Annotated in this window: 15 protein-coding genes; 5 read left to right on the top strand and 10 right to left on the bottom strand. The window is 66.6% G+C overall.

Annotation, left to right across the window (positions count from 1 at the left end; translation table 11 throughout):
- Nucleotides 1-100 precede the first annotated feature (100 nt).
- Both HGI30_RS10755 and HGI30_RS10750 read left to right on the top strand, forming a co-directional pair.
- Entirely contained in the window at nucleotides 101-454 is a 354-nt protein-coding gene (locus HGI30_RS10755; protein WP_168907561.1) for an iron-sulfur cluster biosynthesis family protein, read from the top strand.
- A 5-nt stretch (nucleotides 455-459) separates the two neighbouring features.
- Nucleotides 460-1050, top strand: a complete 591-nt coding sequence (locus tag HGI30_RS10750; RefSeq protein ID WP_168907560.1) for a beta-class carbonic anhydrase — start codon at nucleotides 460-462, stop codon at nucleotides 1048-1050.
- A gap of 48 nt (nucleotides 1051-1098) precedes the next feature.
- Here HGI30_RS10750 and HGI30_RS10745 read toward each other — a convergent pair whose 3' ends face one another.
- Complete coding sequence (locus HGI30_RS10745) at nucleotides 1099-1680, bottom strand: DUF309 domain-containing protein (protein ID WP_168907559.1); 582 nt, start codon at nucleotides 1678-1680, stop codon at nucleotides 1099-1101.
- A 144-nt stretch (nucleotides 1681-1824) separates the two neighbouring features.
- Between HGI30_RS10745 and HGI30_RS10740 the strand changes: the two genes are divergently transcribed.
- A complete protein-coding gene (locus tag HGI30_RS10740; protein WP_168907558.1) occupies nucleotides 1825-2262 on the top strand; it encodes a hypothetical protein in 438 nt (145 codons plus the stop codon).
- Nucleotides 2263-2266: 4 nt separating this feature from the next.
- Nucleotides 2267-2545, top strand: coding sequence for a DUF2653 family protein (locus HGI30_RS10735; RefSeq protein WP_168907557.1), 279 nt, complete (start codon nucleotides 2267-2269; stop codon nucleotides 2543-2545).
- Nucleotides 2546-2645: 100 nt separating this feature from the next.
- Here the strand turns inward: HGI30_RS10735 and HGI30_RS10730 are convergent, their stop codons facing one another.
- Genes HGI30_RS10730 through HGI30_RS10715 form a run of 4 tightly spaced genes read right to left on the bottom strand, consistent with a single transcriptional unit; the run spans nucleotide 2646 to nucleotide 6278 of the window.
- On the bottom strand, nucleotides 2646-3884 hold the full coding sequence (locus HGI30_RS10730) for a beta-ketoacyl-[acyl-carrier-protein] synthase family protein (RefSeq protein WP_168907556.1): 1239 nt from the start codon (nucleotides 3882-3884) through the stop codon (nucleotides 2646-2648).
- Between the two features lies 1 nt (nucleotide 3885).
- Nucleotides 3886-4344, bottom strand: a complete 459-nt coding sequence (locus HGI30_RS10725; protein ID WP_168907555.1) for an SRPBCC family protein — start codon at nucleotides 4342-4344, stop codon at nucleotides 3886-3888.
- A 46-nt stretch (nucleotides 4345-4390) separates the two neighbouring features.
- Nucleotides 4391-5578: an NAD(P)/FAD-dependent oxidoreductase gene (locus tag HGI30_RS10720; protein ID WP_168907554.1), complete on the bottom strand. Its 1188-nt coding sequence runs from the start codon at nucleotides 5576-5578 to the stop codon at nucleotides 4391-4393.
- Nucleotides 5571-6278 (bottom strand): methyltransferase domain-containing protein, encoded by a 708-nt coding sequence (locus tag HGI30_RS10715; protein ID WP_168907553.1) that lies wholly within the window; start codon nucleotides 6276-6278, stop codon nucleotides 5571-5573. Before HGI30_RS10715 ends, HGI30_RS10720 begins: the two co-directional genes overlap by 8 nt.
- 249 nt (nucleotides 6279-6527) lie before the next feature.
- On the opposite strand from HGI30_RS10715, the gene HGI30_RS10710 reads away from it, so the two are divergent.
- Nucleotides 6528-8453: a glycosyl hydrolase family 18 protein gene (locus HGI30_RS10710; RefSeq protein ID WP_168907552.1), complete on the top strand. Its 1926-nt coding sequence runs from the start codon at nucleotides 6528-6530 to the stop codon at nucleotides 8451-8453.
- A gap of 103 nt (nucleotides 8454-8556) precedes the next feature.
- Here HGI30_RS10710 and HGI30_RS10705 read toward each other — a convergent pair whose 3' ends face one another.
- The 5 genes from HGI30_RS10705 to HGI30_RS10685 form a co-directional block, all read right to left on the bottom strand.
- Nucleotides 8557-9396: a DegV family protein gene (locus HGI30_RS10705; RefSeq protein ID WP_168907551.1), complete on the bottom strand. Its 840-nt coding sequence runs from the start codon at nucleotides 9394-9396 to the stop codon at nucleotides 8557-8559.
- 96 nt (nucleotides 9397-9492) lie between these two features.
- Nucleotides 9493-10068: a GNAT family N-acetyltransferase gene (locus HGI30_RS10700; RefSeq protein ID WP_168907550.1), complete on the bottom strand. Its 576-nt coding sequence runs from the start codon at nucleotides 10066-10068 to the stop codon at nucleotides 9493-9495.
- Between the two features lie 108 nt (nucleotides 10069-10176).
- Complete coding sequence (locus HGI30_RS10695) at nucleotides 10177-11238, bottom strand: glycoside hydrolase family 113 (protein ID WP_168907549.1); 1062 nt, start codon at nucleotides 11236-11238, stop codon at nucleotides 10177-10179.
- 15 nt (nucleotides 11239-11253) lie between these two features.
- The gene (locus HGI30_RS10690) at nucleotides 11254-13503 is read right to left on the bottom strand and encodes a cellulose biosynthesis cyclic di-GMP-binding regulatory protein BcsB (RefSeq protein WP_168907548.1); all 2250 of its coding nucleotides are present in this window, start codon (nucleotides 13501-13503) and stop codon (nucleotides 11254-11256) included.
- Nucleotides 13504-13514: 11 nt separating this feature from the next.
- A complete protein-coding gene (locus tag HGI30_RS10685) occupies nucleotides 13515-14774 on the bottom strand; it encodes a glycosyltransferase family 2 protein (RefSeq protein WP_168907547.1) in 1260 nt (419 codons plus the stop codon).
- Nucleotides 14775-14776: the final 2 nt, after the last annotated feature.

Below are 14776 nucleotides of genomic sequence, written 5' to 3'. Positions count from 1 at the left end.
CGTCGATCTACTTGAATCATAACGGGCACTGCCCGTATAATCAACGGTAACCGCGCGGGAGGCCGGGTCGACGGACTCCCCGCAGGAGGAGGAGATTCGGATGCGCATCACATTCCGTCCGGAGGCGGCGGACAAGCTGAGGCCCTACGTCGGCGACGGGCAGGCCACGCTCAAGCTGGTGTACGACACGGAGGGCTGCGGCTGCGTCGTGAACGGCGTTTCCGCGCTGTATGTCGTGCAGGAGCCCGCCGCCGGAGACGTGCAAGGCGAGGGCGATCCTTATCCGTTCCTGTACGAGGGCCGCTACGAAGTCTTTTTCGAACCGGAGCTGAAGCTCGGCTACAGCCGGGAGCGCGACGCGTTCATCCTCTCGAGCGACAGCCAGATCTACAACCACGACCTGCGGTTCTTTCCCTATGCGCCGCAGTTCAACCACTCGGAGAAAGGTCGGTAATCGTCATGAACAACATCGAGCAGATCCTGTCCTTCAATCAGCAGTTCGTCGAAGACAAGAAATACGAGGAGTACCTGACCGACCGCTTCCCCGACAAGAAGATGGTCATCCTCACCTGCATGGACACGCGGCTGACGGAGCTGCTGCCGCGCGCGATGAACCTGCGCAACGGCGACGCCAAGGTGCTCAAGAACGCCGGCGCGATCGTAACGCAGCCGTTCGGCAACATCATGCGGAGCATCCTGGTCGCCATCTATGAGCTCCAGGCCGAGGAAGTCGTCATCATCGGGCACTACAACTGCGGCATGACCGGCATCGATCCCGAGGCGATCATCGGCAAGATGGTCAGCCGCGGCGTGTCTCAGACGACGATCCGCACGCTCAAGCACTCCGGCGTCGACTTCCATCGCTGGCTGACCGGCTTCGACAACGTGCGCTCCAGCGTCGAGAAAAGCGTCGGCATCGTGCGCAACCATCCGCTGCTCCCGGCAGGCATCCCGGTCAGCGGCCTCATCATCGACCCGCAGACCGGCAAGCTCGACCTCGTCACGGACGGCCATGGGTTCCTGAAGCAGACGCCCGCTGCCGAGAGCTGACCCGACTCCCTCAAAAAAAAAACGGAACGGAACGAAGCTGAGCGCGCCTCAGCGATCGGTCCGTTCCGTTTTTGCTGTCCGGCGGGCGTCGATCCGCTCCGCCTCGCCGGGGCGCTTCCGCTCGAGCGACTCGCGCCGCGCCAGCACGACGCCGCTGCGGTCGCGCAGGCGATGCCGGTGCACGATCTCCTCCGCCGGTTCTCCCTCGACGCACCAGGCCGCTCCAAGCCGCGCGCTCTCCTCCCTCGCCGCCGCGAGCAGATCGGGATCCTCGATCGGCAGCGTCCAGCTCCGGTACGGAAGCGGCTCGCCCGCTTCCAGGCGGCCGGCGGCATCGTCCAGCAGCGCGAGCAGCGCCGGACCGTCCAATCCCGCCCGTCCGAGATCCTCGCGGCGCAGCCGCTCCCAGGCGGAGCGCAGCATCTTGCGGGCGCCGCCCCGGTTGCCTCGGCGCAGATGGTACTGGCCGACCGCGATCTGGATCAGGCCGTGCCACAGCCCGGAATCGGCTCCGGGATGCTCCTTCCAATAGTCCTCCAGCAGCTCGTGGCATTCAAAATAGTCGCGCGTGCCGTGGAACTGCGCTAAATACCGGATATAGGCATCCGGATGGAACGATGTCGTCTGCATGGCTCGTCCAGCCCTTTCCATTCCATAAAACTCCGCGATTTCGGAGAAGCTAAAATTAATTGAAACTTGCTTCCCATCATAGACGTATAGGCACCCGAACGCAATGTTCGCCAAACATTCCACATGGAGGGGACAATTCACCAGATGAAAAAAGGATTTATCTTAATGCTCGCCTTCACGATCATGCTGGCCTTCACCGGCATCGCATCCACGACGGCTGACGCGAAGCGCGGCGGGTTCAAATCTCCTCGCCAGGGCTACACGCAAGCGCCGAAAAAATCCACCGACAATGTCCAGCGCAGCGATGCGAACAAAAATAACGGCGCTGCGGCCGGGACGGGCGCAGCAGCGAAAAAGCCCGGCTTCTTCTCCGGCGGCAGCCTGATGAAAGGCCTCATGATCGGCGGCCTCGCCGGCCTGCTGTTCGGCAGCATGTTCAGCGGCATGGGCTTCATGGGCGAGATGTTCGGCCTCATGATCAACCTGCTCGCGATCTTCGCCCTGATCCTGCTGGTCCGCGCGCTCTTCGTCTACATCCGGAGCAAGCGCAAGCCGGAGCCGGATACGCGGAGACCATACTGATCCGATGCGGCTCTCGATGGATGAGGTCATCAACGCCGTCTGCCTGAGCGAATCGTCCCGTCGAGGCATCCAGCCCGGCGCGGTCGAAGTCCAGCTCAGCTGGGAAGAGGAATACGGCTTCACGGCGGAGGTGTGGATCGGCGAACGCTCCCACTACCTCGTCGAGGCCAACCTCAAGGAAGCGATCGAACAGTACGTGCTCAAGGAGTACGGCCGCAGGATCTACCGCTCCCAGATTACGCTGGACGCGGACGAAGAGTTCTGGGCGGACATCGCCGATTAAGCGGCATCCGTCAAAAAAAGGGACGAAAGCTGAGCACGCTCAGCCTCGTCCCTTCTTCATGTTCAGGCGCGGCGTCCGGAGCGGCGACAGGAGCGACGGCTCATCGCTTGCGGAAGGCGAGCGTCGCGTTGATGCCGCCGAAGCCGTAGGAATTGGACAGCGCCGCTCCAAGCCTCGACGTCTCGCGTCCCGCTCCGGTCACGAGATCGAAGTCTGCCGCCTCGTCGTCCGGGTCCTCGAGATTGGCGGTCGGCGGCAGCCAGCCGCGCGACAGCGCCAGCGTCGTAATCGCGGCTTCGATCGCGCCGGATGCGCCGAGCGGATGGCCGTACAGCCCTTTCGTGCCGCTCACGGCGACCGGGCGGCTGCCGAACACGCTGCGGATGACCCGCGACTCCGTGCCGTCGTTCAGCGGCGTCGAGGAGCCGTGCGCGTTGATGTAGCCGACCTCCTCCTGCAGCATGTCCGCGTCCGAGAGCGCGAGCCGCATCGCCCGCTGCGCCTGCGTGCCGCATGGCAGCGGCGCGCTCATATGATGGGCGTCGTTGCTCACGCCGAAGCCGCTCAGCTCGGCCAGCACTCGGGCTCCGCGAGCGCGCGCATGCCCCTCCTCCTCGATGACGAGCACGGCCGCGCCTTCGCCCATGACGAATCCGTCCCGCCGGCGGTCGAACGGCCGGCTCGCCGCGGCCGGCTCCTCGTTGCGCGTCGACATCGCCCGCAGCAGATCGAACGCGCCGAACGACAGCGGCGACAGCGGCGCCTCCGAGCCGCCGGCCAGCATCGCATCGGCTTCGCCGCGGCGGATCGCCTGCAGCGCCCGCCCGATGGCGACAGCGCCGGAGGCGCAGCTCATCGCGTTCGTCTCGTTCGGTCCCGTGAAGCCGAATTCCATCGCCATATTGCAGGACGCCGCTCCGCCGAACACCGAGAAGCCGAGCGTCGGCGAGACGCTGCGATAGCCGCCGCTCATGAACTGCCCGCACTGCTCCTCCGCGTAGGCGATGCCGCCAAGGGCGCTGCCCATGAACACGCCGGCGCGGTCGGGATCGACGGACGCCGGATCGAGTCCGGCATGCTGGAGCGCCATCCGTCCCGAGGCAATCGCGAGCTGGGAATAGCGGTCCGTGCGATGCGCCCGTTTCCGGTCCATGTAGTCTCCCGCATCGAAGCTGCGGATCTGCGCGGCGATCCGGCTGCGCAGCCCCTCCGGCGCGAACCGGTCGATCGCTCCGATGGCGCTCTCTCCTTTTCGCAGCCCTTCCCAAAGCCCTTCCGCGCCGATGCCGATCGGCGTCACGCAGCCGATGCCGGTGATGACCGCCCTTCGCTCGCCCATCCTACTCGCCTCCCTTTCCATTTTCAGCGGCCGTCTTCAGGCCCATCAGCGTGCGCTCCGCGATCGCATGCACGAAGCCCGGACCGATGATGCCGCTCGCCGCCAGCCTGCCGACCGGCGGCTGCTTCCACTCATGCACGATGATCGCCCGGCTGCCGCCTTCATGCGGCTCCACGATCCATTCCACATCCATCCCGGACGTGACGCCTTCGATATGGCGATAGACGATCCGTCCCCTGTCCGGCTCCATCCGCATCTCGCTCACCCACCAGACCGGCCAGCGCAGCGCGCCGAACGGGCGGTACGCCTTCATCTCGACGACCCCGTCCGCGGCCTCGCCGGAACGGAACCTCACCGAGCGGTAATGGTCGAGATGCCTCGGCCAGCGCTCGACCTCGCTCGCCAGCCGGAACACCTGCTCCGGCGCTGCCTGCATGGCCGCTTCGTTGTATGTACGCATCGCTCATTCGCCTTCTTTCACGATCAAGATTCAATTCCACGCAGCTTCAACGAAGCCGTGTCCTCCTGAATTCCGCGCCTGGCGGACAGTCGCCGATGCGCGACGCCAGCCGCTCCGCGGTCCCGCTCCAGCGGATGCCGGCCAGCGCCGCCCGGAACAGCCGCGGCCGGGAAGCGCCGTACTCGATCCACCGCTGCAGCGCGGCTCCCGGACCGAACTCGCGCCGCAGCTGGCTCCCGTACGCCTGAAGCGGCCGCGCGTCGCCGGCATGCCGCGCGTCCGCAAGAGCCGATGCGGCGAGCTCCGCGCCGCGCAGCGCGCGAAACAAGCCTTGGCCGGTCAGCGGATCATAGTAGCCGGCCGCATCGCCGACGAGCAGCACGCGCCCCGAGCATGCCGACCGCACCGGCGCGTCGAACGGGCCGCAGGCGAGCGCCTCTCCGCTCGCTTCCGCTTGGAGCGCTCGGGCGGCCAGCGTCGGCGAAGCGCGCAGAGCGGCCAGCAGCGCCGGCCGGCCGTGCCTCAGAGCGGCGGCCGAAGATGCGGCCGCTGCGGCGGGCAGCACGAGCGTCGCATTGGCTTCGCCGCCGGCCAGCGGCGCGAGCCCGATCAGCGCGCCCGGCTCCAGATGCAGCTCGACCAGCGGCTCCAGGTCGGCCAAGCCGGCGATGCGGCCGGTCAAGGCGACTTTGCGCAGCGGCCCGGGCGGAGCCGCAAGGCCCGCCGAGCGGGCAACGGCCGAACGGATGCCGTCGGCCCCGACGACATAGCGGGCGGCCAGCTTCACGGGCCGTCCCTCGCGGATCGCCTTGATCTCGCAGCCGCTGCCTCCCTGCCGCACTTCCTTCACCCGGCATTCCGGCAGCAGGACGGCCCCGGCCGCTACCGCGCGCTCCAGCAGCCAGCCGTCCAGCCGCTCGCGACGGCAGCTCCAGCCTGCCGCTCCGCCGGGATAGCGAGCCTCCAGCCGAGCCGAGCCGCAATGCAGCGCCCAGCCTTCCAGCGGCTGGAGCTCGCCTTGCAGCTCATCCCATGACGGATCTCCGCCTGCCTGCCCGTCCTGCGCCAGCCGCCGAAGCGCCGCGGCGGCTCCAGGGTTGAGCGATTCGCCGCATGGCTTGCGGCGCGGATGACGGCCCGCGTCGGCGATCGCGACACGCATGCCGAGCCTCGCCAGCCGCCACGCGAGCGCGCTTCCCGCCGGACCTCCGCCGCAGACGAGCACGTCAAGCATCGCTCAGGAGCGCGATCCGCCACGGGAAATGGCGGCGTACGGCGCCGGTCAGCCCGGCTTGCCGCAGCAGCGCGAGCGCCTCGTCCGCGGTATAGGAGCGGCGCACCGACAGCGGGCCGTCATGGCGCGTGACCGGGCTGCGCCAGACGGCCAGCGCCAGCAGCCGGGCGGCGCCGTATGCGAGCGGATGGCGCTCCAGGTCGGTCACGACCCAGCCATGCCGCGCCACCCGCTGCAGCTCGCGCAGCATCGCGACGGCATCGGCATCGCTCAGATGATGCAGCGCCAGGTTGCTGAAGGCGACGTCGAAGCTGCCGTCGGCATAGGGCAGCCGCCGCCCGTCCGCCACATCGATCGTGATGTCGGCGTTGTGCGAGGTGCGGCGCCGGGCGAGCTCCGCGATCGCGGGACTGATCTCGACGCCGGTCACGGTGATCCTGCGCCCCCGATCCGCCGCCCAGCGGTGTACGGCGAGGGGCTGGTCCGCGAGCCCGGTCGCCACATCGAGCACGCGCAGCGGCCGCTGCGCCCCGGCGGCTTGCCCGGCTTTGCCGAGCAGCCGGTCCAGATGGCGAAGGAGCGGCGGATTGCCGCCCAAATACCGGTTCACCGCCCCCACTTCCCTGAGGGAGCGCTCCAGCTCCTGCGGCTCGACCGAGCCCTCCTCGTCGAGCATTTCCTTGGCATCATGCCGCTTCATCCGTCCTGCTCCCTTCACCCAAGCTGGAATTAGTATGTTCCAGACGTTCCAGATCCATCCATTCCGGAGGGCCATGGATTCATCGGCATCAGGAGCGGGTAAATTTTCGAAGTGCTTTGGCACTCATTGCCACACAACTTCATCCGGCGCGCCGCGTCCAATGAAAGCAGGCGACCCGCGCAGCCGAGCCTGCCCCATGCCCCTACATATAAAGCCCGAATTTCTACTCGAACGGGAGGACACCCGACCATGAAACTCACCCCGCTAGCCGCCGCGGCCGTCGCCGCGATCGGCTTGCAGGCCGTGGCAGCGCCGTCCGTCGGCGCTGCTCCGGCCGCTTCGGTCTCATCCATCACCCAATACCGCGTCTACCAGAATGACCGGCCCTTGCAGGAATTCGCCAAGCGGGCGGACGCCCAGGCCTTTGCCTCCCGCTATGCCTACAGCCGCGTCGAGCGCATCGCCGATCGGGCCTGGCTGTGGGACAACCTCCCCCGGTACAAGGTGTATCTGAACGGCATGAGCCGCCCCGAATGGGAATATGCCGGCTACGCCGCCGCGCGGGCCAAGGCCGACGCCCTGCCGTCCGCCCAGATCCGGGACCTGCAGCAGCCCGGCTGGGTGTACGGCAAAGCCCCCCGCTACCGGCTCTATCAAGGCGAAAAGACGCGACCGGAATGGAGCTTCTCCTCGCTGTCGGCCGCGAAGAAGGAAGCCGCCCGCTGGACCGGAGCCGCTATCGTCGACATCGAAGCGGCGGCGTGGATCTGGGACAACTACTCGTCCGGCCAAGTCAAGCAGGCGCGCGCAGGCAAGCCCGTCTATGCCGTCGAATCCAGCGAGGGAGCGCGGAAGAGCGTCTTCGCCTTCCTCAAGGACGCCGTGCTCGCGGCCTCCGAGCTTGCCGGCAGCCGGGTCGTCCACGCATCCAGCGGCGCGGTCCTGTTCTCACGGGAAGCCTCCTACGCGGTGCTGCAGAACGGCAAGCCGGTGGCGCGCTACTTCGCGCTGCAAAGCGCGCTGGCCAAAGCCAAATCGCTCGCGAACTCGCAGATCGTGAGCGGCGGGCTCATCTGGTGGACGAACGCTCCCTATCTGACCGTCATGCAGGGCGACAAGGCGCTGCGAAGCTTCCATACGCGCCAAAGCGCCGTCTCCTATGCGCGCGGATACTCCGGCAGCCGCATCGTCACCGCTGACAGCCGCGCGCTCTGGAGCCAGCCCAAAGCGCTGCAGGTGCTGGGCTGGAGCGGCAGCTCCGATGAGGCCAGCATCGTCACGCAGCTTGCCGGCACGCAGGGCGTCGACATTTCCTCGCCGTCGTGGTACGAGCTCGCGGACGCCTCCGGCAAGCTCCAGGACGACTCGCTGCCCGAGCTCGCCGCGGCGCTCAAGCAGCGCGGGCTCAGCGTGCAGCCGCTCGTCCACAACCGCTTCGACCCGAAGCTGACGAGCGCGTTCCTGGCGGACGGGAACGCCAGGCAGGCGTTCATCGACCGTCTCGCCGCCAGCCTGAAGAAGCTCGGCGCGGACGGCCTCAACCTCGATTTCGAGAACGTCGCGGGCAAGGATCGCGCGCTTTTCAGCTTGTTCGTCGGAGAGCTGGGATCGGCTTTGCGCAAGGCCGGCATGACGCTTACGGTCGATCTGCCCCGCGGCGATACGGCATGGGACCATCGGACCGCCTATGACCACCAAGCCATCGCGGAAGCGGCCGACCGGATCGTCATCATGGCTTATGACGAGCATTGGCAGGGCAGCGACGAGGCGGGACCGGTGAGCAGCCTCGACTGGGCCGAAGGCGGCATCCAGCAGTTCCTCTCGTATGGCGTGCCGCGCTCCAAGCTGATGCTCGGCGTTCCGTTCTATGTCCGGCTCTGGGAGCTGGACGCCTCCGGCGAGCCGCTCGGCAGCCGCGCCGTCTCCATGAAGGACGTGCCGCAGCTCATCAGCGCCAAGTCGGCCTATGCCTCCTTCGACGAAGCGGCAGGCCTCACGAAGTATACCTATGCCGAGAATGGCAGCACCTACGTGTTCTGGGCCGAGACGGAGCAGAGCGTATCGAAGCGCATCGCGCTCGCGCGAAAGTACGACCTCGCGGGCATCGCCGCCTGGCGGCTCGGCTACGAGCCCGCGTCGCTGTGGACGGCGGTATTGAAGCAGAAGCAATCATGACCTATTCTTAAAAATTCAAAAAAGCTTGCCGGTACGCCTGAGGGGCGACCGGCAAGCTTTTTCGGTTGGTTGCAGGGGGACTGGTCCGTCCAGGAAGCAATCGTCAGAACGCGACGCCGATGCCTCCGCGGCCCGCGTACGTGCCCATGACGGGTCCCATGCAGGACAGATGGACCGCCCGGAACGGATGCTTCGCCAGGATGCGCTCCTTGACGTCGAGCGCCAGCTGCTCGCTGCCGCTGTGGACGATGGAAATTTCGGAGCGCTCGTAGTCATGCTCCTTCTCATCCAGCTTGGCGAGCAGGCTGCTTACGGCTTTGCGGAAGCCGCGCGTCTTTTCGACGACCTCGACCTTGCCCTCGGCGCTGATGCGCAGCAGCAGCTTGATGTTCAGCACGGAGGCGACGCCCCCGGACAGACGGCTCAGCCGGCCGCCCTTGATGACGTTTTCAAGCGATTCCAGCGTGAAGTACGCGCTCGTCTGCTCGATGATCCGCTCCGTCCGCTCCTTGAGCTCGGCCAGGCCGCATCCGCTCTGGGCATAGGCGGCCGTCATCGCGACGATGCGGGCCAGCCCTCCGGAGAAGTTGCGCGTATCGATGATCTCGATGCCGCGCTCGAAGCCTTCGTCGAGCAGCATGTCCTTCGCGATGAGCGCGGACTGATAGGTGCTGCTTATATTGGATGACATGCACAGCACGAGCAGGTCGCTCTCCGGATCGGCCTTGCGGAACGCATCCAGGAATACGGCCGGGCTCGGGCTGGCCGTCGTCGGCAGCTCGTGGAACGTTTCCATTTTGTCGTAGAACGCCTCGGCGCTTGTCCCTTCCGCCATCGGACCGTCCGGAAACGTCACCGTGAGCGGCACGATATCGATGTCATAACGGGCTTGCAGGAGAACGGGCAAATCAGAACCGCTGTCTGTAATGATCTTGATCGGCATAAGAGGGCTCCTTTCGTTCAGAAGACATTATACCGGATTAGCCCGTTTTCCAGTAGTCACAACTATAACTTGTCAAAAACAAAAAAATATGATATGTCAGACGTCCAGCTCCGCGCCCCTCACCTTGGCGAACACCATCGTATCGCGCCTGCCGCCATCCGGCGACAACGAGTCGCCGCGCAGGACGCCCTCGAGCGTGTAGCCGCAGCGGCGGGCGACCGAGGCGCTGCGCTCGTTGCGGGAGTCGCATCGGATCTCGATCCGATGCGCGTCAAGACGGTCCGCGGCGAAGCCGGTGATCGCATGGACGGCCTCCGTCACGAATCCCTTGCCTTCCTCGCTCGTACGCACCCAATAGCCGATCTCGAAGCGGCGCGCGCCCCAGTCGATGCGGTGCAGGCCGCTGCTGCCGATCAGCCGTCCGCTCTCTCGGTCCAGCAGCAGCAGGCGCATGTCCTCCCGCTGCCGATAGGCGATGCCCGCCCGCCGCGCGTCCAGCTCCGATTGTTCGAGCGTAGGAGCTTGCTGCGCCCACGGCATCCAGAGCCGGAGCCGCTCCAGGCTCTCCTTCACCGCTTCGTTGATGGCCGCTCCGTCGCCGCTTCCGGCCGCGCGGATGAGCAGCCGGCTGCTTGTGAACGGCTCGTCGATGTCGAGCAGCATCGGGTCCATCGTTCCGCCTCCTCGTTCCCTAAGGGTTTAAGCCCCATCTTAACCCGAGATGAGGCCGCCTGGCTAGCCTTTGAAGCGGCCATCGCTCCAAAAAAGCCGTCGATCCGCTCACCAGGAGCGGATGACGGCGACGCTTTCTTCGGATGGATAGTAGCGCTTGTCCGGACCGGTCTCTCCGATGGCGAAGACGGAATAGCCGAGGAACGATGCCTGGCCGCGGAACGCATCCCGGTAGGCGGCGAACAGCCGCGCCTGCAGCTGGCCGTCCTGCTTGTCGGACGGCGCCGGATTCCACGGCTCTGCGGCCGCGCCCTCCCAGGCGGGAAAGCCGAGCTCGCCGAAGAAGTACGGCTTGTTCCATCTCCGCGACAGCTGCTCCAGCTCGGCCGGCACGTTCTGGCCGCGCCCGTGCCGCTCCGTCTGCCGGATCGCGTCCGCGAGCTCGGCCGCCGACGGCGACGGCTTGTCGGTCAGCTCGAAGTAGGCCGCCACCGAGATGAAGTCGACCTCCGCCCACAGCGGATTGTCGAGCTTGGCCCGGAACGCGGCGCGGCTTGCCTCGTCCCATTCGGCGGTATGCCACGCGTTGGTCTTGTAGGTCACGAGGCCGCCATACTTCGTCTTCAGATCCTTCAGCAGCCGCACCCACTCCCCGCTCCACGGCTCCAAGTGGACAAGATTGGACGCGGCGACGACCGCCTCCACGTCCAGCGGATCGGCAACCTCCCGCACGAGCGGCTCCAGCACGTCTTTTTGCCAGCGGCGGAAAAAAGCGCTCGGATCCGACGGGTCCCAAGCCGTCTCGGCGACGCTCCCGTCCGCGATCCACGGATACGGCTCCAGCAGCACGCGGATGCCCTGCCCATGCAGCAGCGGGATGATCCGGCGCGCTTTGTCCAGGCTGGCTTCGTCCAGCTCGAAGCGGCTGGCCCGCGGATCGGCGACATTGACGACGACCGGCACGTTGACGGCGTTCAGCTCGAGCCGGCGCGCGTCGTCCAGCGCCTGCTCGATGCCGTAGTCCGTCGACAGGTTGCCGGAGCGGATTCCGCCCTCCAGCAGCGGCCGTCTGCCGTCATCCGTGCCCGCCGCGAGCCACCATGCCGCCACCAGCACCGTCCCCGCCGCGCCGAGCGCGAGCGCGCTCCGGCCGAGGCTTCTTCGCGCCATCCGGAGCCCTCCTCTCTATCGATTTTTCCGATATTTGCGCCAGATGAGGATGATGCCGAGCAGCAGGAGCAGGAGCACCGTGCCGAACAGGATCGCGAACAGCCGCGCTTCTCCCGAGCTCAGGCTGACCCGCTCCGCCATGCCCGTACTGCCTTCATCGGCAAAATAGTGGTTCATCGCCTTTTCCCAACGGTCGACCAGCGTCGCGTTGCCGACGAGCCCGCTGCCGTAGGAACGTGTCGACAAATAGTTCTCCGCCTGCTGCAGGCTTTCCTCCTGCGGAGCCGTTACGGCTAGCAGCGAGCCGCCGCCCTCCGGAGCGGGGAGCAGCTGGATCGAGGCGAGCCGCGCCGCGAAATCCGGCAGCAGCCGGCGCTTCTCGTTGCCGACGAAGCGGGAGAGGCCGCTGTCGTACGGGAACCAGAGCTGCGGGGCGACGGAGCGGATGAGCTCGCTGTCCTGAGGCGTGCCGACGGCGATCAGCTGCAGCCCCTTGAAGCTGTCCGCTTCCCACGGCGCGTCGGAGCGCGCTTGCAGCGAGCCGCTGTTGTCGGTCAAGTACGACCCCAGCCGGGCGGCGATCCGCGCCTCGCGGCTCAGATCGGTGCTGTCGCCGGCCGGGGGAAGGACGAAGGCGGCGGCGTTCCAGCGGCCGTTTTTGATGAATGGCCACGGATAATGCTCCAGCAGCATCGCCCGCTCGTCCTCGGCCGGCAGGCTGACCGTCGACTCCGGCGCGATGTAGGCCCACGGCGTCTGCTCTCCGGGACGGATGCAGTCGTAGCCGGTCATCTGCAGGTCGAACGCCACGCTCATCGCCAGGTAGCCGGACCGGGCGGCGCCGCTCGGTATCTGCACTTCCCAGACGTCGCCGTCGGCCGACTCGGCATCCAGCTTTTTGCTGCCGGCCGGGATGCCGTTGACATACAGGGTGGCAAGCGACTGGTCCACATTCAGGTTCTTCGCGTATTTGAGCTCGAAGCGGGCTTTCGCTCCCGGCAGCACGAGCTTGTTGGCCGGAAGCTTCACGTCGAAGTCGGCCTGCTGGCGGAACGGCCCCTTCACCTGGAGCCCTTGCGAGTAGCCGAGCTCCTCGAGCGACCAGCGGTCGCGGGAGGAGTCGGCTGCCGGGCGGTTCACGTTCGTTCCGGACGGCAGCAGGACGGCGCTGCCGTCCAGCTGGGCGACGAGCTCCGGATTCTGCAGCAGCCGGGCGGCGGCGTCGAGGACGCTCTCATCCTCCCCGGATACGATGCCCATGAGCAGCCTGCCGTCCTGCAGCGGAGAGGCCGCCCGGAACAGCAGCGCGCCTTGGTCGAGCCGGCTCAGCGCGTCGGACGGAGCCGCCGCCTTCAGCGCCTGCGGCATCGCAGAGGCCGGACCGACGTACAGCAGATGGTCGCTCCGATGCTTGCCAGCGGCGACCTCGGAATAACCGGCCATATAAAGGCCGGGCAGCCCTTCCTCTGCGGTCAGCCCGAGCGCGGCGGCCGTCTGCAAGCCGGCGGCCGCCACGGCCGGCGACGCGCCGTCCGGCAGGACGATCGTCGTCCCCTCGCCGCTGCGCTCGCCCGCGTCCGGCACGAACGGATACGGGAACTGGCGCAGCTCGCCCGTCGCCGGCAGCTCCTTGTACTCCGCTTGCAGGTACGAGCCTTCGCCGACGAGCAGCCAATTCTCGTCGGAGCGGTCATCGGCGCAAATCTCGAACCGATCGTCCGCGTGCCCGAGCGAGAGCCGGATCTCGTTGACGCCGGCAGCCAGATCGCCGGCGGGGACGGCGACATCAAGGCTCCGGCCGCTCTCGCCGATGTCCGACAGCCGCATCGATCGGACCGGCTTGCCGTTCACCTCGATCGTCAGCGCGGAGTTCGCGGACAGGCGGCTCGACCGCAGCTCCAGATGGAGGACGCCGGCGCGCAGCTGCCAATGCCGGCCGAGCGTGAAATACGCCGATTGGGCGGAGTAATAGCCCTGCAGCTTCACGTCCTTGCCATACGGCAGGCGGATGCGGCTGGCGCCGTCCGCGGTTCGGCCGACCGCCGGCTGGAGGCGCTCTTCGGGCATGGGGGAACGGTCCGGCGCTGCCGATACGGCCGGGGCCGACGTGCCGATCGGCGCCGCCGACGAAGCCGGAGCGGGCGGCTCGGCAGCCGTGAGCGGCGCGGATGGCGCGGACGGCGGCGCCGCGGCTTCGACGGAGGCGGCAAGCGGCGCGGTCAACAGCGAGAGCAGGGCCGCAGCGGCCACGATCGATTTTTTCATGGACATTCTCCTTAGAATCGTTCCGTCTTGTACCATCGGGCTTCTCGCCGCAGGATGGAATCGCGGATGAATTGGTAGGCTCCTTGCAAGGCGACGACGAGCCACAGCTGGCAATAGGTGAAGTACATGACGGCGACGAGCGCGATGTTGCGCGGGCGGCTTTGCCCCTTTTCCATGCTCAGGGCAAGCGCCATCTCCAGCACGAACACGAGATACGCCATCAGCCAGAGCAGCAGCGTGTTGCCGACGATGTTGTACTCGATGAGGCCGAGGATGCCCAGGACGAAAATCGCGTCGGACAGCAGCGCCGAGCTGAGGAACAGGAAATAGACGGAGCAGAAATAGATCAGATCGAAACGGATTTGCTTCGCCTCGGGGGAGAACAGGAGCGGGATGTTCTTGAGCAGCACGTAGATGTTGCCTTTCACCCAGCGGCTGCGCTGCTTCATCCATACCGGCACCGTCTCCGGCTCCTGCTCCCAGGTGACGGACAGCGGCATGTACCGGATCCGGTAGCCGAGGCGGTAGATGCGGAAGCTGATCTCCGTATCCTCGGCGATCGCCTTGGTGTCCCAGCCGCCCATCTCCTCGATGATGCTGCGGCGGACGACGAAGTTCGTGCCGGGGATGGTGCATAGCCCGAACAGCTCCCAGCGGCCGGCCTGGACCATCCACTGGAATCCGAGCGTCTCGATGTTGATGAAGCGGGTCAGCCAGTTTTTCGAGCCGTTGCGCGTGCGGAACTTGCCGATGACCGCTCCGAGACGCTGATCTCGCCAGAGCGTGTGGATCAGGATGCGGAGCGCCGAGCGCTCCGGCGTGTTGTCCGCGTCGTAGACGGCCAGCACCTCCCCGGTGCTGACGGCGTAGCCGTTGTTGAGCGCGCCGGACTTGCCTTTGCCGCCCGTCTCCTTGTCCGTGGTCAGGATGCGCAGGTTCACGTCCGGGCGGCTCCGCCGCAGCTGGTCGAGGATCGCTCCCGTATCGTCGCTGGAGTTGTCGTTGATGACGATGATCTCCAGCTTGTCCTTGGGGTAGTCGAGCTCCATGAGCGCCTCGACCGTCTGGCCGATGACCTTCTCCTCGTTATGGGCCGGGACGAGCACCGAGACGGTCGGATACTCGTCCAGCGGCTCGTCGACCCGCATGCGCAGCGTCTTCAGATAGTAGCGGTAGCCGCCTGCGGTCAGCACGATATTGATGAGCAGCATGATCCAGATGCAGACCATGCAGTACAGAAACAGATAGTCGACCCAGCCGAGCTGCTCCATGA

Origin of the sequence: Paenibacillus albicereus (genome assembly GCF_012676905.1) — a bacterium.
Classification (GTDB): Bacteria; Bacillota; Bacilli; order Paenibacillales; family Paenibacillaceae; genus Paenibacillus_O; species Paenibacillus_O albicereus.
Note: the sequence above shows the minus strand (reverse complement) of the source record. Positions and strands in the feature narration are given on the sequence as shown.